This window comes from Rhodopseudomonas sp. BR0G17, from assembly GCF_010907025.1.
GTDB lineage: Bacteria > Pseudomonadota > Alphaproteobacteria > Rhizobiales > Xanthobacteraceae > Rhodopseudomonas > Rhodopseudomonas palustris_H.
The window spans coordinates 1-23,468 of record NZ_QUML01000002.1; the positions used below are offsets into that span (position 1 = coordinate 1).

23 protein-coding genes are annotated in these 23,468 nt (G+C 65.8%); 9 read left to right on the plus strand and 14 right to left on the minus strand.

The annotated features are described in order from the left end of the window. Positions 1–49: 49 nt before the first annotated feature. Complete coding sequence (locus DY467_RS02160) at positions 50–1,765, minus strand: outer membrane beta-barrel protein (protein ID WP_164633865.1); 1,716 nt, start codon at positions 1,763–1,765, stop codon at positions 50–52. A gap of 204 nt (positions 1,766–1,969) precedes the next feature. Between DY467_RS02160 and DY467_RS02165 the strand changes: the two genes are divergently transcribed. Further along, on the plus strand, positions 1,970–2,983 hold the full coding sequence (locus tag DY467_RS02165) for a KpsF/GutQ family sugar-phosphate isomerase (RefSeq protein WP_107354318.1): 1,014 nt from the start codon (positions 1,970–1,972) through the stop codon (positions 2,981–2,983). A gap of 384 nt (positions 2,984–3,367) precedes the next feature. Further along, on the plus strand, positions 3,368–4,192 hold the full coding sequence (locus tag DY467_RS02170) for an AraC family transcriptional regulator (protein ID WP_349627600.1): 825 nt from the start codon (positions 3,368–3,370) through the stop codon (positions 4,190–4,192). Between the two features lie 97 nt (positions 4,193–4,289). Here DY467_RS02170 and DY467_RS02175 read toward each other — a convergent pair whose 3' ends face one another. The 6 genes from DY467_RS02175 to DY467_RS02200 all read right to left on the minus strand — a co-directional run bounded on the left by DY467_RS02175 (position 4,290) and on the right by DY467_RS02200 (position 11,081). Continuing rightward, complete coding sequence (locus tag DY467_RS02175) at positions 4,290–4,739, minus strand: NfeD family protein (RefSeq protein ID WP_164633867.1); 450 nt, start codon at positions 4,737–4,739, stop codon at positions 4,290–4,292. Positions 4,740–4,755: 16 nt separating this feature from the next. Continuing rightward, on the minus strand, positions 4,756–5,754 hold the full coding sequence (locus DY467_RS02180; protein ID WP_164633868.1) for an SPFH domain-containing protein: 999 nt from the start codon (positions 5,752–5,754) through the stop codon (positions 4,756–4,758). Between the two features lie 155 nt (positions 5,755–5,909). Beyond that, positions 5,910–6,947, minus strand: a complete 1,038-nt coding sequence (gene hemH, locus DY467_RS02185) for a ferrochelatase (protein ID WP_164633869.1) — start codon at positions 6,945–6,947, stop codon at positions 5,910–5,912. Positions 6,948–7,121: 174 nt separating this feature from the next. After that, positions 7,122–8,279: a nickel/cobalt transporter gene (locus tag DY467_RS02190; RefSeq protein ID WP_502706436.1), complete on the minus strand. Its 1,158-nt coding sequence runs from the start codon at positions 8,277–8,279 to the stop codon at positions 7,122–7,124. Positions 8,280–8,332: 53 nt separating this feature from the next. After that, a complete protein-coding gene (locus tag DY467_RS02195) occupies positions 8,333–8,986 on the minus strand; it encodes a DUF1007 family protein (protein WP_107343036.1) in 654 nt (217 codons plus the stop codon). Positions 8,987–8,990: 4 nt separating this feature from the next. After that, on the minus strand, positions 8,991–11,081 hold the full coding sequence (locus DY467_RS02200) for a M3 family metallopeptidase (RefSeq protein WP_164633871.1): 2,091 nt from the start codon (positions 11,079–11,081) through the stop codon (positions 8,991–8,993). Positions 11,082–11,288: 207 nt separating this feature from the next. Between DY467_RS02200 and DY467_RS02205 the strand changes: the two genes are divergently transcribed. The 7 genes from DY467_RS02205 (at position 11,289) to DY467_RS02230 (ending at position 17,038) form a co-directional block, all read left to right on the plus strand. Further along, positions 11,289–11,549, plus strand: coding sequence for a hypothetical protein (locus DY467_RS02205; protein ID WP_107343034.1), 261 nt, complete (start codon positions 11,289–11,291; stop codon positions 11,547–11,549). Between the two features lie 663 nt (positions 11,550–12,212). Continuing rightward, positions 12,213–13,355 (plus strand): type III PLP-dependent enzyme, encoded by a 1,143-nt coding sequence (locus DY467_RS02210; protein WP_164574318.1) that lies wholly within the window; start codon positions 12,213–12,215, stop codon positions 13,353–13,355. Between the two features lie 200 nt (positions 13,356–13,555). After that, complete coding sequence (locus DY467_RS02215; protein ID WP_164633872.1) at positions 13,556–14,143, plus strand: GNAT family N-acetyltransferase; 588 nt, start codon at positions 13,556–13,558, stop codon at positions 14,141–14,143. 10 nt (positions 14,144–14,153) lie between these two features. Continuing rightward, on the plus strand, positions 14,154–14,312 hold the full coding sequence (locus DY467_RS26145; RefSeq protein ID WP_205501969.1) for a hypothetical protein: 159 nt from the start codon (positions 14,154–14,156) through the stop codon (positions 14,310–14,312). Positions 14,313–14,414: 102 nt separating this feature from the next. Continuing rightward, positions 14,415–14,801, plus strand: a complete 387-nt coding sequence (locus DY467_RS02220; protein WP_107343031.1) for a RidA family protein — start codon at positions 14,415–14,417, stop codon at positions 14,799–14,801. Between the two features lie 292 nt (positions 14,802–15,093). Beyond that, positions 15,094–15,498 (plus strand): nucleoside diphosphate kinase regulator, encoded by a 405-nt coding sequence (gene rnk, locus DY467_RS02225; RefSeq protein WP_107354310.1) that lies wholly within the window; start codon positions 15,094–15,096, stop codon positions 15,496–15,498. A gap of 109 nt (positions 15,499–15,607) precedes the next feature. Then, positions 15,608–17,038 (plus strand): homospermidine synthase, encoded by a 1,431-nt coding sequence (locus DY467_RS02230; RefSeq protein WP_164633873.1) that lies wholly within the window; start codon positions 15,608–15,610, stop codon positions 17,036–17,038. A 309-nt stretch (positions 17,039–17,347) separates the two neighbouring features. Here DY467_RS02230 and DY467_RS02235 read toward each other — a convergent pair whose 3' ends face one another. From DY467_RS02235 to DY467_RS02265, 7 genes are all read right to left on the minus strand, one after another. Beyond that, on the minus strand, positions 17,348–17,746 hold the full coding sequence (locus DY467_RS02235; RefSeq protein WP_164633874.1) for a hypothetical protein: 399 nt from the start codon (positions 17,744–17,746) through the stop codon (positions 17,348–17,350). 60 nt (positions 17,747–17,806) lie between these two features. Continuing rightward, positions 17,807–18,529 carry an MgtC/SapB family protein gene (locus DY467_RS02240; RefSeq protein WP_164633875.1) on the minus strand — a complete coding sequence of 241 codons (723 nt, stop codon included), beginning with the start codon at positions 18,527–18,529 and terminating at the stop codon, positions 17,807–17,809. Between the two features lie 33 nt (positions 18,530–18,562). Then, positions 18,563–19,582 carry a WD40 repeat domain-containing protein gene (locus DY467_RS02245; RefSeq protein WP_164572606.1) on the minus strand — a complete coding sequence of 340 codons (1,020 nt, stop codon included), beginning with the start codon at positions 19,580–19,582 and terminating at the stop codon, positions 18,563–18,565. Continuing rightward, positions 19,579–20,631: a CobW family GTP-binding protein gene (locus tag DY467_RS02250; protein ID WP_164572607.1), complete on the minus strand. Its 1,053-nt coding sequence runs from the start codon at positions 20,629–20,631 to the stop codon at positions 19,579–19,581. The genes DY467_RS02245 and DY467_RS02250 overlap by 4 nt, the downstream gene beginning before the upstream one ends. Positions 20,632–20,777: 146 nt before the next feature. Then, entirely contained in the window at positions 20,778–21,695 is a 918-nt protein-coding gene (locus DY467_RS02255; RefSeq protein ID WP_164633876.1) for a metal ABC transporter substrate-binding protein, read from the minus strand. A 5-nt stretch (positions 21,696–21,700) separates the two neighbouring features. Continuing rightward, the gene (locus DY467_RS02260) at positions 21,701–22,570 is read right to left on the minus strand and encodes a metal ABC transporter permease (RefSeq protein WP_164634077.1); all 870 of its coding nucleotides are present in this window, start codon (positions 22,568–22,570) and stop codon (positions 21,701–21,703) included. 7 nt (positions 22,571–22,577) lie between these two features. After that, positions 22,578–23,327 carry a metal ABC transporter ATP-binding protein gene (locus DY467_RS02265; RefSeq protein WP_164633877.1) on the minus strand — a complete coding sequence of 250 codons (750 nt, stop codon included), beginning with the start codon at positions 23,325–23,327 and terminating at the stop codon, positions 22,578–22,580. Positions 23,328–23,468 lie beyond the last annotated feature (141 nt).

The window sequence follows — 23,468 nt, forward strand, 5'->3', positions numbered from 1 at the left end:
AATCACTTCTGATTGCCGTCTGTTTCGACGGCGTCGAACGACGCGCGGCTCAGTTCTGCAGCCGGACGCTGAGCATCACCACGGTGGCGTCGTAGCTGCCGCCGACGACGTTGGAATCCAGCTTGTCGTAGCGAAGCTGGCCCTTCACCCACACCGAGCGGTTGAGCTTGTAGATCAGGTTGCCTTCGATCGAATTCAGCCGGTCGGAACGGCCGGAGCCCTGATAGTCGTAAGTGCCGTAGGTGAACTTACCAATCGCTGTCAGCCAGCGGCGGAAATCGTGGTCGACCTCCGCCGTATAGGTGCGGGTGAACACGCCGGACACGCCGGGCAGCGGCGATTCCGAAATCTGAGTGTCGGCGTTGAACTTCACCGTAGTCAGCGGCGTCACCGTCCACACCAGCGAAGCGGTGGTGAGCAGGCCACCGAGCTTCTCCAGCCGGGGGTCCACATAGGTGCGCGTCGCATAGCCAATCGAGATTTCACCGGTGAGCAGCCGCGTCAGTTCGAAGCTGGTGCCGCCCTTGGCATAGCCGCCATTGGAGCCGCGCAGATACAGATAGCGATCCACCGGCACATCGTGCACGCGGGTGTCGCCCTCGATCTCGACGAACGGTTTCAGGCCCGGCTTCAGCTCGTAGCTGACCCGGCCGACGCCGCCATATTGATTGTAGTTGCGGTCCTTGTTCGAGTCGCTGGTGCCATCGGTCAGCTGCGAGTCCTGATACACGGTGCGATCGAAATTGCCGACCGCGGTGACCTGCAGGCGATTGAAGCTCTGATCGATGCCGCCGGAGAAGCCGGTGGTGGTGAATAGCGGATATTTGGTCAGGCCGGCCTGAATGTTCGGGCTGCCCGGATTGTCGGTGCCGACGATCAGGCGGCCCTGTCCGATCAGATGCGTGTCGCGGCTGACGTCGAGCCGGCCGTCGACATGGCCGTTGAATTCCGGCCGGTCGAGGCTGATCGGCGCCGGCGACACCGTTCCGGCCGGCGGATTGAAGTCGTGGCCGTAGCCGGTGAACGCGCCGCGCAGATCGGCCACCAGCGCGTGCCGCTCCCAATCCGACGTAATCATCAGTTCCGGCGCCACCTTGTAGAAGCCGGAGCTGCGCGGCGTGTTGGTGCGCGCCGGGTTGGTGTCGTAGCCGCCGCCGACTTCGAGCGCGCCCTTGATCAGGAAGCTGCCGGCGTAGTCACCGACCGGACCGAACGGATCGTCGTCGGTCTTGAGCTGCCGGCGCGTCGGCTGCCCGGGCACACGGCCGGCGAGCGCGGGCGGGAGCGGCGGTTTGGCGGCAGTCTGCGACGGCGGCAGTGGCCGCGCGGGCGGCGGCGCCGGGGTGACCATCGGCGATCCCGGTCCCACGGCCTTCGGGCGCGGCGCACCCGGATAGTATTTCGGCCGCTGGCGCTTTCGGTTCAGCGCGTCGTAGGCGACACCGGCATTGTCCGGATTGCCGCTGCCGGGCGGAGGCTGCAGCGCCGCCGTCGAAGTCGGCCGCAGCGGCGTATTGGTGTCATCGTCCTGGGGCTGCGTGAAAACGTTGCGCCCCCGGGATGCCGAGCTGGTCGCGGCGCCGGGCGTCGGCCGCAGCGGCAGGTCCTGGGTGGCGACAAAGCCGCCACGCTGCGGGTTGAACAGATCGCGGGTCAGGCTCTGCGCAACCGCCGGAGTCGTGCCGATCGCAGCGAGCGCCAGGCATGCGGAACCGGCGCACAAAGCTGTGCGAGAGCGGCGGCCCGGTGCTGGAGCCCACGTCACGACTGCAAAAACTCCAACGAAATCAGAATCCTGAACAACGATGAGGAGCAGAGGCGCCGCTCCTCATCGTTCATGGAGTTAAAACAACTATGGTTAAGGAGCGGTTGAGAACGACGGCAGGCTGGGATCGGCCGCGTCGCATCCCGGCCGGCGCCATGCTAGGAGAAGGCCCGGCCGCTTCGCGGCCCATGCCGGAGACCCTGCATGGCACTGTCCAAAACCCACACCAAGATACCCGCAATGAGCGAGCAAGCTGCCGCCGCGATCCCCTCGGCCCTGCGCACCCTGGAGGCTGAAGCCAGCGGTGTGACCGCGCTCGCCACCGCGCTGCAATCCGATCTCGGCGTGCGCTTCGCCGCGACGATCGACCTGATTCAGAACGCCAAGGGCCGCCTGATCATCACCGGCCTCGGCAAGTCCGGCCATATCGGCCGCAAGATCGCCGCGACCTTTGCGTCGACCGGCACGCCGGCGTTCTTTGTGCACGCCTCCGAGGCGAGCCACGGCGATCTCGGCATGATCACCGCCGACGACATCATTCTCGCGATGTCCTGGTCCGGCGAGCAGCCGGAGATGAAGAACCTGATCAACTACGCCAAGCGCTTCAAGATCGCGCTGGTGGCGATGACCTCGGACCCGACATCGACGCTGGCGACCGCGGCAGACGTGTCTCTGACGCTGCCGAAGGCGCGCGAGGCCTGCCCGCACAATCTGGCGCCGACCACCTCGTCGCTGATGATGCTGGCGCTCGGCGATGCGCTGGCGATCGCGCTGCTTGAAAGCCGCGGCTTCACTCCGGGCGATTTCAGCGTGCTGCACCCCGGCGGCAAGCTCGGCGCGATGCTGAAATACGCGCGTGACCTGATGCACACCGGTGAAGCGATTCCGCTGAAGCCGCTCGGCACCCGGATGTCGGATGCGCTGGTCGAAATGTCTGCCAAGGGTTTCGGCTGCGTCGGCATCATCGACAGCAACGGTCAGATCGCCGGCATCGTCACCGACGGCGACCTCCGCCGGAACATGCGGTCCGACCTGATGACCGCCACCGTCGACGAGGTGATGACGCGGAATCCGAAGACGATCAGCCCGAACCTGCTCGCCGGCCAGGCGCTGGAACTGCTGAATTCCTCGAAGATCACCGCGCTGCTGGTCGCCGAAGGCAAGAAGCCGCTCGGCATCGTGCATTTGCACGACCTGCTGCGGGCCGGGGTGGCGTAAGCGCCACTTCGCCTTAACCTGGGCACCTCTCCGAAGACTCGACCGAACAAAAGGACGACCGCAGGCTCTTCCCCGCGCCATCCTGGGTTCGATACCCAGCGCAATGGCATGACCGGCGGAAGTCCGGCGACATCGTCGATCCGTTATCGTGGCTGGATTTGGCTGCTGGAAGCCAAGTCCATGCCCGGCGTGGATGGCGGGCCGGGAGCGGCGCGATGCCGCTGGTTGCGCCACAGGCCTAGCAAGGCCGCTGCCCAATGACTGGGGTCGGTCGAAAGTCCGCAGGATTTATCAACCCGCTGCATGTCACTCCGCGACAGCAACTGTCGCGCGCGAGGACCGATGATCATGACACGAACGAACTACCAGGACCGACTTGACCGAGTGACGTCGTACATTCACGACAATCTCGATGGGGAGCTCGACTTCGACAGGATCGCCGAAGTCGCGTCGCTGTCGCCGTATCATTGGCATCGAATCTATCACGCCTGCCGAGGTGAAACCGCGGTCGCCACCGCACGCCGTCTGCGGCTGCAGCGCGCCTCCGTCAGTCTGGCGCAGACGGATGACCCGATCGCACAGATCGCGACCAAAGCAGGATATGCCAGCCCGGCCGCATTCACGCGTGCCTTTGCGGACGCCTATGGGTTGCCGCCGGCGACCTATCGAGAGCGTGGTAGCCATGCCGATTTCCGGCCGGGGCAACTCGCTACTCAGCAAGGTGGCTGGTCGATCGAAATCCAACGATTCGATGCCATTCCCGCGTTCGCCGTCCGCCACGACGGTCCGTATATCGAGATCGGCAAAGCCTTCGGAATGCTGTTCGGTCAACTCGCCGCTCGCGGCGCCCTGCCGGAGCGGATCGAAATGATCGCGGTGTATCTCGACGATCCGACGGCCGTGCCGCCGGAGCGGTTGCGCTCGTTCGCAGCGCTCGCAGCGCCGGGCGGCAAAGACCTCGATCCGCCGGTCGAGCGCATCGAGATCGCCGGGTGCGACTATGCGGTGCTTCGGCACAAGGGCCCCTATGCCGATATGTCGGCCGCTTATAACTGGCTGTTCGGCACCTGGCTTCCGCAATCCGGCCGCGAAGCTGACGACCGCCCGGTCGTCGAGAAGTATCTCAACAGCCCGCAGGACACCAAGCCCTCGGACCTCCTCACAGACCTCTGCCTGCCGCTGCGTTCGATCGCTCCATCTCCAGATTGAAAGCGGATTGGCGCTTTCTCCCGAGGGCCCAGTGTCGTCATCCACACATCTCGGAAACCACGAAACTAGGCTCATTACCTCGAGGACGAAGGCCGAGTTACAGCGCCGCCACCGTCAGCTTCGCACCATCCGCCGCGACGATCCGCACACGTTGGCCGGCCGGCGTATCGGGGCCGAACACCCGCCAGACGGTGTCGTCGATCCGCACCATGCCGACGCCGCCCTCGATCGGCTTTTCGAGGGTGAATTCACGCCCCACCAGAGCATCGGTGCGGCGGTTGAGGTAGGGGTTGGTCGCATGAACCTCGACGTCGCCGCCGCGCGCCATCCGCCGCCACAGCGGCACGGCGGCAGCGGCAAACAAACCGAACAGCAGGATCTGCGCCTGCCATCCCGGCTCCAGCAGCAGCGAAAGCACCCCGACCAGGAGTGCTGCGAGCCCGAGCCAGAACAGAAAGACGCCAGGCGCCAGCAGCTCCAGGGCCATCAGCACCAGGCCGAAGATCAGCCAGTTCCAGGCGCCGAGCGCGGTGAGGATCGCGGTCATGGCAGCGGCCTCCGTCTCACCGCGCCGGCGGCACCGGCGTCGTCGGCGGCACTGAGCCGCGGCGCGCGGCTGCCTGCGCCGAGGCGGCGCTTTCGCCGAAGGTCGCCTTGGCGATCTCGCCGATGCCGGCGAGCGAGCCGAGCATGCTCATCGCCTCGACCGGCAGCATGATCACCTTCTGGTTCGGCGATTCGGCGAGCTGGCCGAACGCCTTGATGTACTTGTCGGCGATGAAGTAGTTCAGCGCCGCGACATCGCCCTTGCCGATCGCTTCCGACACCATCTGGGTCGCGCGTGCTTCGGCTTCGGCGGAGCGCTCGCGCGCCTCGGCGTCGCGGAACGCGGCTTCGCGACGGCCCTCAGCCTGCAGGATCTGCGCCTGCTTGGCGCCCTCGGCGCGCAGGATCTCCGACTGGCGCTGACCTTCGGCCTGCAAGATGTCGGCGCGCTTGACGCGCTCGGCCTTCATCTGCCGGCCCATCGCCTCCACCAGGTCGTTCGGCGGCACGATGTCCTTGATCTCGATACGGTTGACCTTGATGCCCCACGGCGACACCGCAGCATCGACGACGCGCAGCAGCCGCTCGTTGATCTCGTCGCGATGCGACAGCACCTGGTCGAGATCCATCGAGCCCATCACCGAACGGATGTTGGTCATGGTCAGCACGATGATCGCCTGCTGCAGATTATCGACCTCGTAGCTCGCCTTGGCGGCGTCGAACACTTGGTAGAACGCGACGCCGTCGACTGTGACGGTGGCGTTGTCCTTGGTGATGACTTCCTGCTGCGGGATCTCGATCACCTGCTCCATCACATTCATCTTGCGGCCGACGCGATCGAAATACGGAATGATCAGATTGAGGCCCGGCGACAGCGTCCGGGTGAACTTGCCGAACCGTTCGATGGTCCAGTTGTAGCCCTGCGGCACCGTCTTGACGCCCGCGAACAGCGTCAGGATCACCAGCAGGACGAGAACGATGGACACCACATCGAACCCGCTGAGATCATAAAACATGCAAACTCTCCTCGCCGGATTTCGGCATCCGTGCGGTCATGGTGATGCGTGCGCCGGCACGGCGCAACACTGGTGGGTCGCGGTCGCCGCAATCCAGGTTCGACGATGGGGGATTTGGTCGCGGAAGGCTGGCGCTGACGACAGCCTTCGCTTGGTTACAGCCAGCCTTGCAGCTCGCGCAGCACGAGCTGGCGGATCACCTGCACACCGGCGTCGGAGTCGTTGAGGCAGGGAATCGCGGTGAATTCCTCGCCGCCGTGCTCCATGAAGATCTCGGCGTTTTCCTGCGCGATCTCTTCCAGCGTCTCCAGGCAGTCGGCCGAGAAGCCGGGCATCACCACGGCGAGCTTACGCACGCCCTTGCGTGCCAGCGCCTCGATGGTTTTGTCGGTGTAGGGCTGCAGCCACTGGTCGAAGCCGAACCGCGACTGGAAGGTCAGCAGCAGCTTGTCGTCGGCAACGCCCATCCGCTCGCGCAGCGCCTCGACGGTCGCCACGCACTGCGCCTGATACGGATCGCCCTTGTCGATATAGGCCTGCGGCATGCCGTGAAACGAGGCGACGATCAGTTCGGGCTCGAACGACAACGAGGCGAGGTGCGATTTGATCGAGGTCGCGAGCGCGTCGATATAGGCCGGGTCGCGATAATATGGCGGCGTTACCCGCAGCGTCGGCTGGGCACGCAGCTCGCGCAGCACGCGAAACGCTTGGTCGCACACCGTCGCCGAGGTCGCGGCCGAATATTGCGGATACAGCGGGACCACCAGCAGCCGGGTGCAGCCCTTCGCCACCAACGCCTCGATCCGGTCGCGCAGCGACGGGTTGCCGTAGCGCATCGCCCAATCGACGATCAGATGGCTGCGATCGCCCAGCGACGCCGACAGCTTCTCGGCCTGCGCGCGGGTGATGGTCTTGAGCGGCGACTCGTTCTTCTCGTGGTTCCAGATCTTCTGGTAGTCCTTGGCCTTGCGGGCCGGACGGGTGTTCAGAATGATGCCGTTGAGCGCGAGCTTCCAGAACAACCCCTGGTTCTCGATCACGCGCGGATCCGACAGGAACTCGCGCAGATAGATGCGCACACCCTTGGTGTCACAGCTGTCCGGGGTGCCGAGGTTCACCAACAGCACACCGACCCGCTCCGGCGCGGGCGCCGGGGCGATCGCTGGTCCATGGATCGGAACAATGACGCTCATGTTGCTGCTGGCTTCGCGCTTTGGCCTATCGTTGTCAAGACGACGCGGTGACGGTCGGTGCGTCGTACACCGCGGCATCGCGAGGGCGGTTCCATGGTGTCCTGATCATCTACGCACGAGCCGCCGTCGGGTTTTGCCGAAACCCACGCAAGGCGCAGATTTGCAGGCTGCTGGTTAAAGACACGTCACACGTTCTGCTGCGACATACCCTAGGAGAAGTCCGCAGCCGAGCAGCAGCACCAGACCGGCGGCGCCGAACTCGAGGCCCCGCATCACCAGCATGCCGCCGCCATCGCGCTGTGCAGCCAGCTTGCGGGCCAGCCCCTTTGCCGACACCGCCGCTACCGCGATGGTCGCGACCGTGATCGCGGTGCCCAGCGCCATCACGAAGGTGGCGACGATCCCGGCCCAGAACAAGCCCTGGGCGAGCGCAAACACCATCAGCAGGATCGCCCCCGAGCAGGGGCGGATGCCGACGGTCAACACCGCACCAAGACCGCGGCGCCAGCCGCCCGGGCCGGCGAGCTCGCTCGGTTCCGGTCCGTGGGAATGGCCGCAATGGTCGCAGGCTTCGCCGGGACCTTGATGATGATGGTGATCGTGGTGGCTATGCGCATGACCGTGGTCGTGGCCGTGCCCATGGTCATGATGATGGTGGTGATGATCGCCATGCGCCGCGCGAGCGTGGGCATGGCCGTGCCCAGCATGGTCGTGATCATGATCGTGGTGGTGGTGGTCGTGATCCGTCAGCGCCGCCGGCACGCCGGCCATCGCCAGCTGCGGCTTGCGCATCGAGGCTTGCAGGGCGCGCAGGAAGCCGCCGCCCTTGACCCAGACCAGCCGGGCCCCGAACAACGCGATCAGCGCGTAGCTGCCGATCTCGATCGCGCGCTCGGCGCTGCACATCGTGCTCGCGGTAGCATTCAGCAGCCAGGCGCAGATGCCGACGATCAGAACCGCCACCACCGCCTGCAGCATCGCCGAGACGAACGACAGCGCGATGCCGCGCCGCGCGGTCTCTTCATTGGCGACCAGATAGGACGAGATCACCGCCTTGCCGTGGCCCGGTCCGGCTGCGTGGAATACCCCGTAGGCGAACGAGATCGCCAGCAGGGTCCACACCGCGCTGCCGTCGGCCTTGGCGGCGCGGATCGTTGCCGACATCTGCTTGTAGAACGCCGATTGCTGCGCCAGCAGCCAACCGATGATACCGCCGGCCTGTGGTTCCGCAGCCCCCTTCGGCGCCCCGAACGGATTATGCGCCAGCGCCGCGTGCAGAGCGCCGTCTGCGAACAGGCCGGCGACGGCGATGCCTAGACAGAGGGCGGCCACCGTTCCGAGCTTCCACCTATCCGCGCCCGCCTCACCAAGTCGTTCCGGCTGCGTCATGGACAGGTCACCGCGATCTTGTTGGCGAACATCGCGCCGTAGTTGGAATTGTCGCCGTTCAGGAAGTTGTCTTCGCTCATCCGCTGCGCGGTGGCGCTGCCGTCGGTCGGGCGCTGGAAGTTCAGCGCGCAGCCGGACGGCGCGCCGACCAGGCTGACCGGGTTCTTTTCGGCGAACGAGAAGTCGATGAAGTAGCTCGGGTCGAACACCTCGACCGACAGCTCGTTGCTCTTCACCGGCGTCTTCAACGGCAGGAAGAAGTGCAGCGTCAGCACGTTGTCCTTGTAGGACAGGTAGTAGTCGACCGGCTCGCCGAACTTCTGCTTTTTGCCGCCGACCTTGGCGAAGGTGAAGTAGGCGAATTCCTTCAGCGACTCGACGTTGGTCTGCGCCAGCGGAGCCAGCTCCTCGCGGCTATAGACGCCCTTCTCCTTGGTCTCGATGCCCTGCAGCGCATAGGTCGAGAACATGTCGTCGAACGCCCAGGCGTGGCGGACGCCGGTGAACGAGCCATCCGGCGCATAAACCAATTCGCTGGTCGAGGTCACCCAGACGTGCGGGTGGGCCTCGGCGGTGCCGAAGCCGAACAGGGCCACGACCGCCGCGACCAGCGCGGAGCGGACGGCGGCGCGGCGCAACAGGCCGATCATGCGGCTACGCGGCCTCCGGCGTGTCGAGCAGGCCGCGGCGGCGGAGCAGCGCGTCGGGCTCCGGCTTGCGGCCGCGGAACGCCACATAGGCTTCCTCCGGATCGCGCGAGCCGCCGGACGAATAGATGTCGTCGCGCAGCCGCTTGGCCACCTCCGGCGCGAAGATGTCGCCGGCTTCCTCGAACGCGCCGAACGCGTCGGCATCCATCACCTCGCTCCACATGTAGCTGTAGTAGCCTGAGGCGTAGTGATCGCCGGAGAAGATGTGACCGAACTGGGTCGGCCGGTGCCGCAGTGCGATCTCTTCCGGCATGCCGATCTTGTCGAGTTCCTTGCGCTCGAAGGCGCGGATCTCGCCGATACTGGCGGCCGGCTGGGTGTGGAATTCGAGATCGAGCAGCGCCGAGGAGACGAACTCGACGGTGGCGAAGCCCTGGCCGAACTTGCGGGCGGCGATGAAGCGCTGCAGCAGGTCGTCGGGCAGCGGCTCGCCGGTCTGGTAGTGGCGGGCGAACTGCCGTAGCACCTGCGGCTGCTCCTGCCAGTGCTCGTAAAGCTGCGACGGCAGCTCGACGAAGTCGGTGAACACGCTGGTGCCGGACAGCGACGGGTAGGTCACGTCCGACAGCATCCCGTGCAGCCCGTGACCGAACTCGTGAAACAGCGTGCGGGCGTCGTCGGGCGACAGCAGCGACGGCTCGCCGCCGGCGCCCTTGGCGAAGTTGCAGACATTGATGATCAGCGGCGCCACCGCGCCATCGAGCTTCTGCTGGTCGCGCAGCGACGTCATCCAGGCGCCGGAGCGCTTCGACGGCCGGGCGTAATAATCTCCGTAGAACAGCCCGCGATGCGCGCCGTTTGGATCCTTGACCTCCCACACCCGGACATCCGGATGCCACACCGGGACGTCCTTGCGTTCCTCGAAGGTGATGCCGAACAGCCGCGTGGCAGTGTCGAACGCTGCAGCGATCATGCCGTCGAGCGTCAGATACGGCTTGATCGCGGCATCGTCGAAATTGGCACGGCGCTGGCGCAGCTTTTCGGCGTAGTAGCGCCAGTCCCACGGCGCCAGCTTGAAGTTGCTGCCTTCTTCAGTAACCAGCTCCTGCAGCGCGTCGCGGTCGGCGAGCGCGCGGGCCCGCGCCGGCTTCCACACGCGCTCGAGCAGACCGCGCACCGCCTCCGGCGTCTTGGCCATCGAGTCTTCGAGCCGATAGGCCGCAAAGGTCGGATAGCCAAGCAGCTTGGCGCTTTCCTCGCGCAGGCTCAGGATCTCGCCGATGATCGCGTTGTTGTCGTTGTCATTGCCGTTGTCGCCGCGGGCGATGAAGGCGCGGTACACCTTCTCGCGCAGGTCGCGCCGGCTCGACATCTTCAGGAACGGCTCGACCGACGACCGCGACAGCGTCACAACGGCCTTGCCGGGCATCCCGCGCTCTTCCGCCGCAGCGCGGGCGGCGGCCACGAAGCTGTCAGGCAGCCCCTCGGTATCGCCCTCGCCGAGCTCCATCACCCACTCCTGCTCGTCGCCGAGCAAATGATGGCTGAAGCTGGTGCCGAGTTGCGCCAGGCGCTCGTTGATCTCGGCCATGCGCGCCTTGGCGGCCTCGTCGAGGCCGGCGCCGGCGCGGTGGAAGCGGGTGTAGCTGCGTTCCAGCAGCCGGCTCTGCTCCGGCGTCAGGTTCAAGAGCGCCGCCTTGTCGCGCAGCGCCGCGATCCGGCCGAACAGCACCGCGTTCATCATGATCGGATTCCAGTGCCGCGCCATCCGCAGCGACACCTCTTCGTCGATCTTCAGCAGCTCCGGGCTCGAATGCGCCGACACCAGGTCGTAGAACACCGCGGCGACCCGGTTCAGCAGCTTGCCGGCGCGCTCCAGCGCCGTAATGGTGTTGTCGAAGTCCGGCTCGGTCGGATCGTTGACGATCGCGGCGATCTCGCCGGCATGGTCGGCGAACGCCTGCTCGAAGGCCGGCATGAAGTGCTCGGGCCTGATCTCGGCGAACGGCGGGGTCTCGAACGGGGTGGTCCAGGCGGCCAGCAGCGGATTGCCGGCATCAGCGGGTGCGGCAATCGGTCCGGAGCTTTCTGACATCAATCCATCCTGAATGCGGGGCCTCGTAATCGCACGACATATACCATTGCGTACGGCTTTTTTGCGCCCGGATTGCCTTGTTGCTGCTGGTAAATTACGCAAGGCGCGCCAAACGCCCCACTGCTGACACTTTACGGGATCATCGGCTTGCGCTTGCCGACGCGGGCGATTTCGTTAGATTGCGCCCGCCAGAAGGACCTTCGAACCATGAGCAAGCCTGCCACCGCCGCCGGATCGCGCCAGATCGCCTGGCCGAGCGTCATCACCGTCATCAGCGCCGCCATCCTGATTGGCGCCGAGGTGTTCGGAGCCGCATTCGCGGGCGGGTGGGCACTGGCGATCCTGTTCGGTCTCGGCGAGAGCGCCGCCCACATCCTCCAGGTGGTCCTGTTCGTGATCGGCGTAGTGATCATGGTCGGCTTCATCCGCAACGCGCAGCGCATCGAACCGTTCTTCAAGCGCGCCTGATTTGGCTCCGCGGTCAGCCGCCGCGCCGACGCACCGCCGTCATAATTGTCCCCGTCGTTATTGACGAACTTGAACAGACGTTCAGCTTCGCCGTTGCTGGTGTGATTGATCGGCAACGCTTCCCGACGAGCCGGGATAATTCTCCGGTTAAGACAAAAAAAATCTTGCGGCCCGGCATCGAAACACCTATCTCCAGCCTTGCCCAATTTCGCACGTGCCCGTGGTCGTGTGTCAGTCGGTAGGTATCCGGACAAGAGGCCGGACAGCCGCCAAGGGATGAAGAGCCGAGGGTCTCCAAGCGGCAACGCGACGAGGCCAGCATCTCTCTCAAGAGATGCCGTTGAAGGTGGCTTCCTCTCTTGCAACCGTGACTGACAGCCGGAGGCGAACCGGCGCACCTCGTTCTCAACGGGGGACGCGACTTAAAGCAACGACGGAGCGGGCTTTTTTGGTCTCTGCCGGCTTTCCATCAGCCGGCGCGAATACCGAAGAGGCTTGTCCTTCATTGCCAGTGAGCGGGCGGGATCCTTCCCAACCAATCCAAGGCAGCACTGCTCGTCCGAGCTGATCGCTCGTCGCGCCTCCATCGCGCGACGGCGCTGAAGCCGTCGGATCAGCGCCATCGTTGGTAAGCGCCCGTCGCTGGGCGCGTGGGAGAGTGCCATGACCGAACGTATCCGTGAATTCCTGCGCGACCGCCGCGCCAAGGGTCTGGACGTCGAGCCGTGCCTGGTCGTTGACCTCGAAGTGGTCCGCGACAACTTCATGCATTTCGCCAAGGCGCTGCCGGACAGCCGCGTGTTCTATGCGATCAAGGCCAACCCGGCGCCGGAAGTGCTGTCGCTGCTGGCCTCGCTGGGCTCGTGCTTCGACTGCGCCTCGGTGCAGGAAATCCAGATGGCGCTGGCCGCGGGAGCGACCCCGGACCGCATCTCGTTTGGTAACACCATCAAGAAGGAGCGCGACATCGCGCGCGCCTATGAGCTCGGCATCCGCCTGTTCTCGGTCGACTGCACCGCCGAGGTGGAGAAGGTCGCGCGTGCGGCGCCCGGCTCGAAGGTGTTCTGCCGCATCCTGTACGATTGCGCCGGCGCCGAGTGGCCGCTGTCGCGCAAGTTCGGCTGCGATCCGGAGATGGCGGTGGACGTGCTCGACAACGCCAAGCGTCTCGGCCTGGAAGCCTATGGCATCTCGTTCCATGTCGGCTCGCAGCAGCGCAAGGTGAAGGCGTGGGACCGCGCGCTGGCGATGGCCGCGTCCGTGTTCCGCGACTGCGCCGAGCGCGGCATCACGCTGTCGATGGTCAACATGGGTGGCGGCTTCCCGACCAAGTATCTGAAGGAAGTCCCGCCGGTCGTGCAGTACGGCCGCTCGATCTTCCGGGCGCTGCGCAAGCACTTCGGCAACCAGATCCCGGAAACCATCATCGAGCCGGGCCGCGGCATGGTCGGCAACGCCGGCGTGATCGAGACCGAAGTCGTTCTGATCTCGAAGAAGAGCGACGAGGACGACGTGCGCTGGGTGTATCTCGACATCGGCAAGTTCGGCGGTCTGGCCGAGACGATGGACGAGTCGATCCGCTACGCGATCCGCTCGCGCCACGACGGCGCAGAAATGACGCCGTGCGTGCTCGCCGGCCCGACCTGCGATTCGGCCGACGTGCTGTACGAGAAGATGCCGTATCCGCTGCCGGTGACGCTCGAGATTGGCGACAAGCTGCTGATCGAAGGCACCGGGGCCTATACGTCGACCTACTCGTCGGTGGCGTTCAACGGCTTCCCGCCGCTGGCGACCTACCACATCTGATGTCCGGTCCTCCGCGCTGCGGAGGTCGGATAGCAGGGTGAATCAGCGACTTGTGTCGCCCTCACCCCGGCCCTCTCCCGCAGGCGGGAGAGGGAGCAGAACAATTGAGGCCGGCTTGCCGGCCTCTCCCTGTCACATTGCTATCTGCTGACAACACGCTGCCGGCGCGGTTCGCCGGACGGCGTGGGGATCGACGTGCCATGACGAACACCCTCGCCCACCTGACTGCCTTGAACGTCGCAGCCGTTCCGTTCGCGATCCGTGCGGAAAAGAGCTCCGACATTGCCGCGCGTGAGCGCCTGCTGGATGCGTGCTTCGGCGAAGGCCGACATGCGCGCACCTGCCAGCGTTTGCGTGATGGACGCGCGCCCGCGGAAGGCCTCGCTTTCTCCGCGGTCCGTCAAGGCCGGCTGGTCGGCACGGTGCGGCTCTGGCACGTTGACGCAGGGGGCCGGGCCGCACTCGTGCTCGGCCCCCTCGCCGTCGATTCCTCCTGCCGCGAGCTCGGCGTCGGCGGCGCCTTGATGCGCGTGGCGCTGGCGGAAGCCGCCGCCCGCGGCCACGGCGCCGTCATTCTGCTGGGCGATGCGCCGTACTACGCGCGGTTCGGCTTCTCGGCCGACAAGATGGGCGCGCTGGCGTTGCCCGGCCCGTTCGAGCGCGACCGCCTGCTCGGGCTCGAACTGCGTGACGGCGCGCTCGATGGCGCGTCCGGCCTGATCGTCGCCATCGGCGCAGCCGCCAAGCCGGCGCGCGCCGAGCGGCTGCGTCTTCGTCGCGCCGCGTAAGGAGGGTCCGATGCCTTTTCCCCGTCCGACCCACCGCGTCTTCGCGCCGCGCGATCCGGCCAAGCGGCCGCGCGTGACCATGTTCGTGCTCGCCGTGTTCGCGCTCAAGATCGCGGTCGACGCCTGGCGGCGCCGGCGCACCCGCGCTCCGGAGACCACCCCCGCCTGATCCCGCCACCGCCGCTCCCGTCTCCAGCAAGGCTTGATTTGCCGGGACAGACGCGGCATTGGCTGCTCACCAAAGTTCCCCCAGCTTCAAGGTCGTCCTGATATGTCGCGTCGCCTGATTTCCACCGGATCGCCGTTCGAAAAGACTGCCGGCTACAGCCGCGCCGTGGTCGATGGTGATTTCGTCTTCGTCTCCGGGACCACCGGCTACGACTACACGACCATGAGCCTGCCCGAGGACGTGACCTCGCAGACCCGCAACTGCTTCAAGACCATCGGCGCAGCGCTGAAGGAAGCGGGCTTTGCGATGGAAGACATCGTGCGCGCGACCTACTACATCACCGATCCGAAAGATGCGGATGCGGTGTTCGCAGTGTGTGGTGAGAATCTGAGCGAGATCCGCCCGGCGGCGACGATCGTCGCGGTTGCCGGCCTCTACAAGCCGGAAATGAAGATCGAAATCGAAGTCACCGCTAAGCGCCGGAGCTGACGCGGGGCGGCCAAAATGCCGCACCGCTCCTTCGCGCAACCGACCCTTCTCGGCTTCCCCGTTGACTTTCGGACGGGGAGCCCTACGTTCCGACGATCATGATGATCTTGCCCCGCAACCGCTTGACGCTGCGCGCCGGTCGCCTTCACGCAGGAAGGTGACCCGGGCGCGCGCGTGCGCCGTCCGGGCTTAACGATCTCGTCGACGACTTATCCCCTTTTTCAGACTGCTACTTATCCCGTGAATGCCGATGCGCATGACGCGCTCGGCGTGACAAGGACCCGTGAAAGACATGATCCAGTCCATTCGTACCCAACGACCGCCGATTACCATCCGGAATCGCGATGCCGAACGGCTCGGCCAGCTCGCCGAAGCCGCTGCGCAGCGCTATCCGGCCACGGCCGATTTCCTCGCCGGAGAGGTCGCTCGCGCCAATGTGGCGCCTGACCACGATCCCCTGCCCGGGATCGTCTGCATGGAGTCAGCCCTCACTTTCCGGGACGATACCACCGGCAAGGAAAAGCAGGTGACGCTGGTCTATCCGACCGAAGCCGACGTCGAGGCTGGTCGTATTTCGGTATTGACCCCGATCGGGGCGGCCCTTATCGGCCTCTCCGTCGGACAATCGATCAGTTTCGAGACCCCGTCGGGCGAGCGGCGCTCGCTGACGGTGCTCAGCGTGTCCGAACCGAATTGAGTAGCCGTCGCAGGTGACATCTGAAATTCACCTCGCCGTCACATTCCCGAACTGTCCTGCCCGCAGATAGCGGCGTAACCCCTGCCACCCTGTCCGGAGTTCAAACCTGATGTCGTCTACCTCGAAGATCCACGCCAAGATCACCGGCCCCATTGTGATGATCGGCTTCGGCTCGATCGGCAAGGGCACGCTGCCCTTGATCGAGCGGCACTTCGAGTACGACAAGAAGCGGTTCGTGATCATCGATCCGCACGCGGACAGTGAACTCGCAGAGAAGCACGGCGTCCGCTTCATCAAGCAGGCGGTGACCAAGGACAACTACCGCGAGCTGCTGGTCCCGCTGCTGACCGAGGGCGGCGGCCAGGGCTTCTGCGTCAACCTGTCGGTCGATACCGGCTCGGTCGACCTCATGACGATGTGCCGCGAGATCGGCTCCCTTTACATCGACACCGTCGTCGAGCCGTGGCTCGGCTTCTACTTCGACAAGAACGCCGGCCCGGAGAAGCGCTCCAACTACGCGCTGCGCGAGACCCTGCTGGCCGCCAAGGCCAAGAACCCGGGCGGCACCACCGCGGTGTCGACCTGCGGCGCCAACCCCGGCATGGTGTCGTGGTTCGTCAAGCAGGCGCTGCTCGATATCGCCCGCGACACCGGCGTCGAAGTCAACGAGCCGAAGAGCCGCGAAGGCTGGGGCCAGCTGGCGCAGAAGCTCGGCGTCAAGGGCATCCACATCGCCGAGCGTGATACCCAGCGCGCCAAGACCCCGAAGCCGATGAACGTGTTCGTCAACACCTGGTCGGTCGAGGGCTTCGTGTCGGAAGGCCTGCAGCCGGCCGAACTCGGCTGGGGCACCCACGAAAAGTGGATCCCGGAGAACGGCCGCAAGCACACCGAAGGCTGCCAGGCGGCGATCTACCTGCTGCAGCCGGGCGCCAACACCCGCGTCCGCACCTGGTGCCCGACGCCGGGCCCGCAGTACGGCTTCCTGGTGACTCACAACGAGTCGATCTCGATCGCTGATTACTTCACGGTCCGCGACGGCCAGAACGTGGTGTACCGGCCGACCTGCCACTACGCCTATCACCCGGCCAACGACGCGGTGCTGTCGCTGCACGAGATGTTCGGCGCCGAAGGCAAGATGCAGCCGAAGTGGCACATCCTCGACGAGAACGAGATCGTCGACGGCATCGACGAACTCGGCGTGCTGGTCTACGGCCATGCCAAGAACGCCTACTGGTACGGCTCGCAGCTCTCGATCGAAGAAACCCGCAAGGTTTGCCCGTATCAGAACGCCACCGGCATGCAGGTGTCGTCGGCGGTGCTGGCCGGCATGGTGTGGGCGCTTGAGAATCCAGAAGCCGGCATCGTCGAGGCCGACGAGATGGACTTCCGCCGCTGCCTCGAAGTGCAGACGCCGTATCTCGGCCCGGTGAAGGGCTACTACACCGACTGGACCCCGATCACCGACCGCCCCGGCCTGTTCCCGGAGGACATTGACACCTCTGATCCGTGGCAGTTCAGGAACGTGCTGGTACGCTGACGTCCAGCCGCTTTTGTCGTCGCAAGAGCGGGCCCGCGCACAGCGCACCTCTCCCGCGTGCGGGAGAGGTCGGATCGCGTAGCGATCCGGGTGAGGGCACTCCTCTCCGCGAGTCGCGGACTCACTGCTTGGGGCGCCCTCACCCCAGCCCTCTCCCGCAAGCGGGAGAGGGAGCGCGCTGCGGTTGGGGACGCTCGTGCAGTTACCGTAAGCTGGGATCGGCGCAGCTGAACTGCTCACCAAAAAAACCGAGCCCGCAAATGCGCGAGCTCGGTGAGGTGATCGTCGGCCGTTTCTTGCTGGCGGCGGTTAGCCGCCCTTCGGTTGAATCGGGTCGCCGAGTTTCTCCGGCGGCGCTGGCGGCAAGGCTGGCTTGGCGCCGGACTGCACGGCGTCGGCGTCCGGCCGGGCCGGTTGCGGCGGAATGTCGTGCGGGCGGGCGCCGCTGTCCTTGGCGGGCTCCGGCGCGCTCGGTTTGCTCTCAGCGCCTGGAGTGGATTGCGGCGGCTGCGGCGTCGCCTGGGCGAATTGCAGCCGCCCAGTGCTGGTATCAACCTGAGTCAGCGACAGGCCGGATAGCGCCACGCCCGCCGCGATCAGCACACCGGCCAGCAGCAGATCCCGCTTGAGGCCGCGCTCCTTGTCGTTGTTGTTCGCCGTCATGACCCTCATCCCTTGCTCGCCGAACCAACGGACGCGCGCGGGCATCGTTCCGGGTTCCGGTGTCGCACCGGGTTCCCGAACGGTCAGAATTAGCGACAAGGTGAATCAATCTTTAGTGCTGGTTTCCCAGGTGGCGAAGTGGACGCCGGCTTCCTTGCCGAGTTCGTCGACCACCGCATCGAGTTCGCTCGGCTCCACCGCGGTCGATACCAGCGTGGCAACGATCTCGACCTTGTCCTCGGTATGCTCGAGCGCTTCGACCTCGACTTCCGCCACCGGATAGTCGGCCTTTTCCAGCCGCTCCTCGAGGTGCTCGCGCAGCCGTCCGGCAGCCGCGCTGCCAGCGGTGAGACGCACCGCATAGGTCGCCTCCGAAGTGCGTTCGTCGAACGGGATGCGGTTGATCGCATTGACCAGCGGCCGCAGCAGGGTGTTGCCGGCGATCACGAACACCGTCAGCGCCACCGCCTGAGCCACCAGATCGCCGCCGGCGCAGCAGCCGACAGCCGCCGAGCTCCACAGCGTCGCCGCAGTGTTGAGGCCGCGGACGTTCATGCCCTCTTTCATGATCACGCCGGCGCCGAGGAAGCCGATGCCGGAGACCACATAGGCGATCACTCGGACCGCGCCGTCGGCACCGGCCAGATGCATCGCCAGATCGACGAAGGCTGCGGCGCCGACTGCCACCAGCACGTTGGTGCGCAGCCCTGCGGTGCGGGTCCGGTACTGCCGCTCGGCGCCGATCAGCATGCCGAGCACGAAGGCGACGGCGAGGCTGACCAGCGTGTCGAAGAAGTCCGCTGTCTGGAAGGTGGTGAGAAACCGCATCGGGAGCCGCCTGCTTTCGGAGACGGTTCCCTCTTACAGCGGAAGGATGCCGCCCGCACCATCCTCGTCGGAAAACGCCAGCAGCGTGCCTTTGGCGTTCCAGGCGAGCGCGGCGATCGGCGGCGTGTCATTGCGGCGGGCGAGAATCTCGGCGCCGTCATTCATCCGGACCAGCAGCACAGTGCCGTCGCTGTAGCCGGCCGCGAGAATGTCGTTCTTCGGATGGCACGCGACTGCGCTGACACGGGCCTGCAGCGGCGCCAGCATCGCCGGCTGCTTGCCCATCGGACCATCCTTGCTGGCGAACGGCCAGATGATGACGGTGTCGGCGCCCGACGTGGCGAGGCCCTTGCCGCCGACCGTCCAGGACATCGACCGCACCCGGCCGGGATAGCCGGTCATCCGCATGTGCTTGGCATCCGCCAGCCGCCAGCCGTGCAGCGCCGGCTCGTGCATCGCGGTGACCAGGAAGCGGTTATCGGGACTGAAGATCACGCCGAGATGCGAACCCGCCCATTCGAGGAATTCGGCGTTGCCGGCCATGTTCGGAAACCACAGGGTCACGCCGTTGTAGTGCGCGATCGCGAGCCGCAGCCCCTTCGGCGCGAAGGCGAGGCCGCCGACGGTGGATGGCACCTCGAAGAACTTGTCTTCGCCCTTCGGCGCGCGAACGTACGCGATCTTGCCGGCCGACCACGCCACCGCGCCGTCCGGATGCAGCGCGACGTTGTCGATCCAGCGCCGCTTGGCATCGGTCGCAAAGGTCTCGGTCTTGCCCGAACCATCCAGCAGCGTCACCTTGCCGTCGTCGCCGCCGGTAACGATGCGCTTGCCGTCACACGCCGCGCTGAGAATGCCGCCGCCGTGCAGCGGAACGGTCGAGGTCGTGCCGTCGGCAGCGACCAGCGTCGCGTTTTCCTCGGTGCCGATGAACACCGCGGTGTCGCCGAGGAAGTGGACCGCGCTGACACCGCCTTCGATCGCAACCGGCTTGACCCGGTCGGTGACCGACGCGATCGACCCGGCCTCGCCGGGCGCCTCGAAGCCGCTCATGACGCGATGCACTTGGCGAAGCCGTCGCGGATCGCCTGTTCGGGCAGATCGCGACCGATGAACACCACGCGGCTCTCGCGCGGCTCGCCCTCTTTCCAGGCGCGCTGGTGATCGCCTTCCAGCATCATGTGCACGCCCTGGAACACGTAGCGGTCGTCGTCGCCCGTGAAAGCGAGGATGCCCTTGGAGCGCAGGATCTTGCCGCCTTCGGTCTGCACCAATTGCTGCAGCCACGGCATGAACTTGGCGGGATCAAGCGGCTTGTCGCTCTTCAGCGACAGCGATTGCATGTCCTCATCGTGATAGTGCTTCAGCCCGTGATCGTGATGATGGTCGTGGCCATGATGGTGATGATGGCCGTGGTCGTGATCATGGTGGTGATCGTGATCATCGGCCTCGAGAAAGGCCGGTTCGATTTCGAGAATGCGGTCGAGATCGAACGCGCCGCGCTCCAGCACATCGGCGAGCGCGACCTGGCAGCGTTCGGTGCGATGCAGCTTGGCGTACGGGTTGATCGCGCGAATGCGCGCCTCGACTTCGGCGAGTTCGGCCGGACTCACCAAGTCCGTCTTGTTCAGCACGATGACGTCGGCGAAGGCGATCTGGTTCTTGGCCTCGGGCGCATCCTTCAGCCGCTCGCTCAGCCATTTGGCGTCGGCGACGGTCACCACCGCATCGAGCCGCGCGGCGTTCTGCACATCTTCGTCGACGAAGAAGGTCTGCGCCACCGGGGCCGGATCGGCGAGGCCGGTGGTCTCGACGATGATCGCGTCGAACTTGCCTTTGCGCTTCATCAGGCCGGCGAGAATGCGCACCAGGTCGCCGCGCACCGTGCAGCAGACGCAGCCGTTATTCATCTCGAACACTTCTTCGTCGGCGCCGATGATGAGGTCGTTATCGATGCCGATCTCGCCGAATTCGTTGACGATCACCGCGTATTTCTTGCCGTGGTTTTCCGACAGGATGCGGTTCAGCAGCGTGGTCTTGCCGGCGCCGAGATAGCCGGTGAGCACGGTGACGGGAATCTTCGAAGCGGCCGTAGAAGTCATCAGGCAGTTACTCCAGCGCGGAGCCCCGGCCCGAAACACACGGCGTGCGCGTCTCCAAGGCTGAGGCCGAAAATCATGGCGGGACCGCCGGATTCCGGGCGACCGCCGCGGCGGTCCAGGCTCGGGTCAGCGGGACCGGCGCTGCGTCATCCGCTCAGCGCGCCGGTCAGCGTTCTTATATTGTGCCGGACCATATCAATGTAAGTGGGGGCGTCGCCGTTTTCGGGCGTCAGGCTGTCGGAATACAGCGTGCCGCCGATCTTGGCGCCGGTCTCGGCACTGATCCGCTTCATCAGCCGTGGGTCGGTGACGTTCTCCAGGAACACCGCCGGCACCTTGTCCTTGCGGATCTGGGTGATGATCTTCGCGACGTCGCGGGCGCTGGCTTCGGATTCGGTAGAGACGCCCTGCGGCGCGATGAAGACGATCCGGTAGGCGGCGGCGAAATAGCCGAAGGCGTCATGGGTCGAGATCACCTTGCGCTTGCTCTCGGGGATCTTCGCCGCAGCCTCGCGGACGTCGCGGTCGAGCGCATCGAGCTTGGCCAGATACGCCGCGGCGTTGGCGCGGTATGCGGCCTCGCCGGCCGGATCGGCGGCGATCAGCGCGTCGCGGATATTGCCCACATAGGTCTTGGCATTGGCGACCGACTGCCAGGCATGCGGATCGGCGTGGCCGTCGCCGTGATCGTGTGCGTGCCCACCGCCGGCGTGGGCGTCATCCTCGTCGGCATCGCGCGGCGTAATGCCCTTGGTGGCGGTGACGACGGTGGCCTTGCTGCCGGACGATTGCACCAGCCGCGGCAGCCAGCCTTCCAGGCCGAGACCGTTGACCACCAGCAGCCTGGCGTCGGCGACTTTCTTGGCGTCGGTCGGCGACGGCGTATAGACGTGAACGTCGCCGCCAGGGCCGACCAGCGTGGCGATATCGACGCGGTCGCCACCGACATTGCGGACGAAATCACCGAGAATCGAGAAGCTTGCGACCACCCGGACGCGCTCCTGCGCGTGTGCCGGCAGCATCGCGACAAGGCCGGCGGCGAGGATCAGGACGACACGGAACATCGGCGTTACGCCTCCAGATGCGGTGCGGGAAACAGCTTACGAATCACGCCGCCGAAGCGGCCGAACAGCACCGAGCCGAGATACAGCACGGCAGCGACCAGGATGATCGCCGGGCCCGACGGCAGGCCGGCCTGATACGACAGCACCAGCCCGACATAGCCGGACAGCAGGGCGCTGGAGACCGCCACCATCATCATGCCGGTGATGTCGCGCGCCCAGAATTTGGCGATGCCGGCGGGCAGAATCATCAGGCCGACCGCGAGCAGCGTGCCGAGCGCGTGGAAGCCGTTGACCAGATTGATCACCACCAGCGCCAGAAAGGCGAGATGCGCAGGCGCGCCGGCGCGGCTGACCGTCCGTAAGAATAAAGGGTCGACGCATTCGATCACCAGCGGCCGCCAGATCACCGCGAGCGCCACCAGCGTCAGCGTCGCATTGAAGGCGATCACCAGCAGGGTGCGATCGTCCATCGCCAGGATGTTGCCGAACAGCACGTGCAGCAGGTCGATATTGGTGCCCTTCATCGACACGATGGTGACGCCGAGCGCGAGCGACACCAGGTAGAACGCCGCCAGCGAGGCGTCCTCTTTCAATTCGGTGACGCGCGACACCACGCCGGCGAGAATCGCCACCGCGAAACCGGCGATCAGGCCGCCGAACGTCATCGCAAACAGGTTGAGGCCCGACAGCAGGAAGCCGATCGCAGCGCCCGGCAGAATCGCGTGCGCCATCGCGTCGCCGACGAGACTCATCCGCCGCAGCATCAGAAACACGCCGATCGGCGCGCCGCCGAGCGACAGCGCCACGATACCGGCGAGCGCCCGGCGCATGAATTCGAACTCGGTGAACGGCGCGATCAGCGCCTGATACAGCATCATAATGTCAGGCCGCCTGGGAAGCTGCGGTGCAGGCCGGCGCGCCGTCGTCAAACGCTTCGCACATCCGCCGCGCTTCGGCCTGGTTGTCGGCGGTCAGCACCTCGGCGGTCGGACCCCACGCCACCGCGGTGCGGGCCAGCAGGAGAGTCTCCGGGAAGCTGGCGTTGACTAGGTCCATGTCGTGCAGCGCCGCCACCACGGTGCGGCCTTCGCCGTGCCAATGCTGCACCAGGTGGACGAGGTCAGCGGTGGTGCGGGCGTCGACGGCGTTGAACGGCTCGTCGAGCACAATCACGGCCGCGTCCTGCAGCAGCACCCGGGCGAACAGCATGCGCTGCATCTGGCCGCCCGACAGCGTTCCGATATTGCGGTTTTCGAAGCCGGACAGGCCGACGGCCGCCAGAGCCTGGGAGATTCGCTGCCGCGCAGACCGGTCAATGCGGCCGAACGCTCCGGTCGAGCGCCACAATCCGGTGCCGACGAAATCGAACAGCGAGATTGGAAAGGTTCGATCGATCTCGGCGCTCTGGGGAAGATAGGCGATATCGTGAACGTCCAGGCCGTCCCGATCGATCGATCCCGCCAGCGGCTTCAGGATACCCACGACGCCGCGAAACAGCGTCGACTTGCCGGCGCCATTCGGCCCGACCACTGCCAGCAACGAGCCGGCGTCGATTCGTCCCGATAGGTGATGCACCGCCGGGTGGCGGTCGTAGCCGAGGGTGACATCCTTGAAAGTCAGTTGGGCCCGCATGGTCATCTCATTGCCACCAGCACAAGCGTCCAAAGACCGGCACTGACCGCCAGCGCGGCCGCGATTCGGGCCCCAAGCCCCATCCGCAGGATCGACCAAGGCGCCGGCTGCGGAGGGTGCGGCGATTCAGCACCGTGGACA

Coding starts and splice junctions, on each gene's coding strand:
- DY467_RS02180 (WP_164633868.1), bottom strand. CDS start 5,754: ATGTTTTATGATCTCAGCGGGTTCGATGTGGTGTCCATCGTTCTCGTC.
- DY467_RS02245 (WP_164572606.1), bottom strand. CDS start 19,582: ATGAGCGGCTTCGAGGCGCCCGGCGAGGCCGGGTCGATCGCGTCGGTC.
- DY467_RS02235 (WP_164633874.1), bottom strand. CDS start 17,746: ATGCCCGCGCGCGTCCGTTGGTTCGGCGAGCAAGGGATGAGGGTCATG.
- DY467_RS02205 (WP_107343034.1), top strand. CDS start 11,289: ATGAGCAAGCCTGCCACCGCCGCCGGATCGCGCCAGATCGCCTGGCCG.
- DY467_RS26145 (WP_205501969.1), top strand. CDS start 14,154: ATGCCTTTTCCCCGTCCGACCCACCGCGTCTTCGCGCCGCGCGATCCG.
- DY467_RS02165 (WP_107354318.1), top strand. CDS start 1,970: ATGGCACTGTCCAAAACCCACACCAAGATACCCGCAATGAGCGAGCAA.
- DY467_RS02230 (WP_164633873.1), top strand. CDS start 15,608: ATGTCGTCTACCTCGAAGATCCACGCCAAGATCACCGGCCCCATTGTG.
- hemH (WP_164633869.1), bottom strand. CDS start 6,947: ATGAGCGTCATTGTTCCGATCCATGGACCAGCGATCGCCCCGGCGCCC.
- DY467_RS02260 (WP_164634077.1), bottom strand. CDS start 22,570: ATGCTGTATCAGGCGCTGATCGCGCCGTTCACCGAGTTCGAATTCATG.
- DY467_RS02215 (WP_164633872.1), top strand. CDS start 13,556: ATGACGAACACCCTCGCCCACCTGACTGCCTTGAACGTCGCAGCCGTT.
- DY467_RS02175 (WP_164633867.1), bottom strand. CDS start 4,739: ATGACCGCGATCCTCACCGCGCTCGGCGCCTGGAACTGGCTGATCTTC.
- DY467_RS02240 (WP_164633875.1), bottom strand. CDS start 18,529: ATGCGGTTTCTCACCACCTTCCAGACAGCGGACTTCTTCGACACGCTG.
- DY467_RS02265 (WP_164633877.1), bottom strand. CDS start 23,327: ATGCGGGCCCAACTGACTTTCAAGGATGTCACCCTCGGCTACGACCGC.
- DY467_RS02210 (WP_164574318.1), top strand. CDS start 12,213: ATGACCGAACGTATCCGTGAATTCCTGCGCGACCGCCGCGCCAAGGGT.
- DY467_RS02255 (WP_164633876.1), bottom strand. CDS start 21,695: ATGTTCCGTGTCGTCCTGATCCTCGCCGCCGGCCTTGTCGCGATGCTG.
- DY467_RS02250 (WP_164572607.1), bottom strand. CDS start 20,631: ATGACTTCTACGGCCGCTTCGAAGATTCCCGTCACCGTGCTCACCGGC.
- DY467_RS02195 (WP_107343036.1), bottom strand. CDS start 8,986: ATGATCGGCCTGTTGCGCCGCGCCGCCGTCCGCTCCGCGCTGGTCGCG.
- rnk (WP_107354310.1), top strand. CDS start 15,094: ATGATCCAGTCCATTCGTACCCAACGACCGCCGATTACCATCCGGAAT.
- DY467_RS02220 (WP_107343031.1), top strand. CDS start 14,415: ATGTCGCGTCGCCTGATTTCCACCGGATCGCCGTTCGAAAAGACTGCC.
- DY467_RS02200 (WP_164633871.1), bottom strand. CDS start 11,081: ATGTCAGAAAGCTCCGGACCGATTGCCGCACCCGCTGATGCCGGCAAT.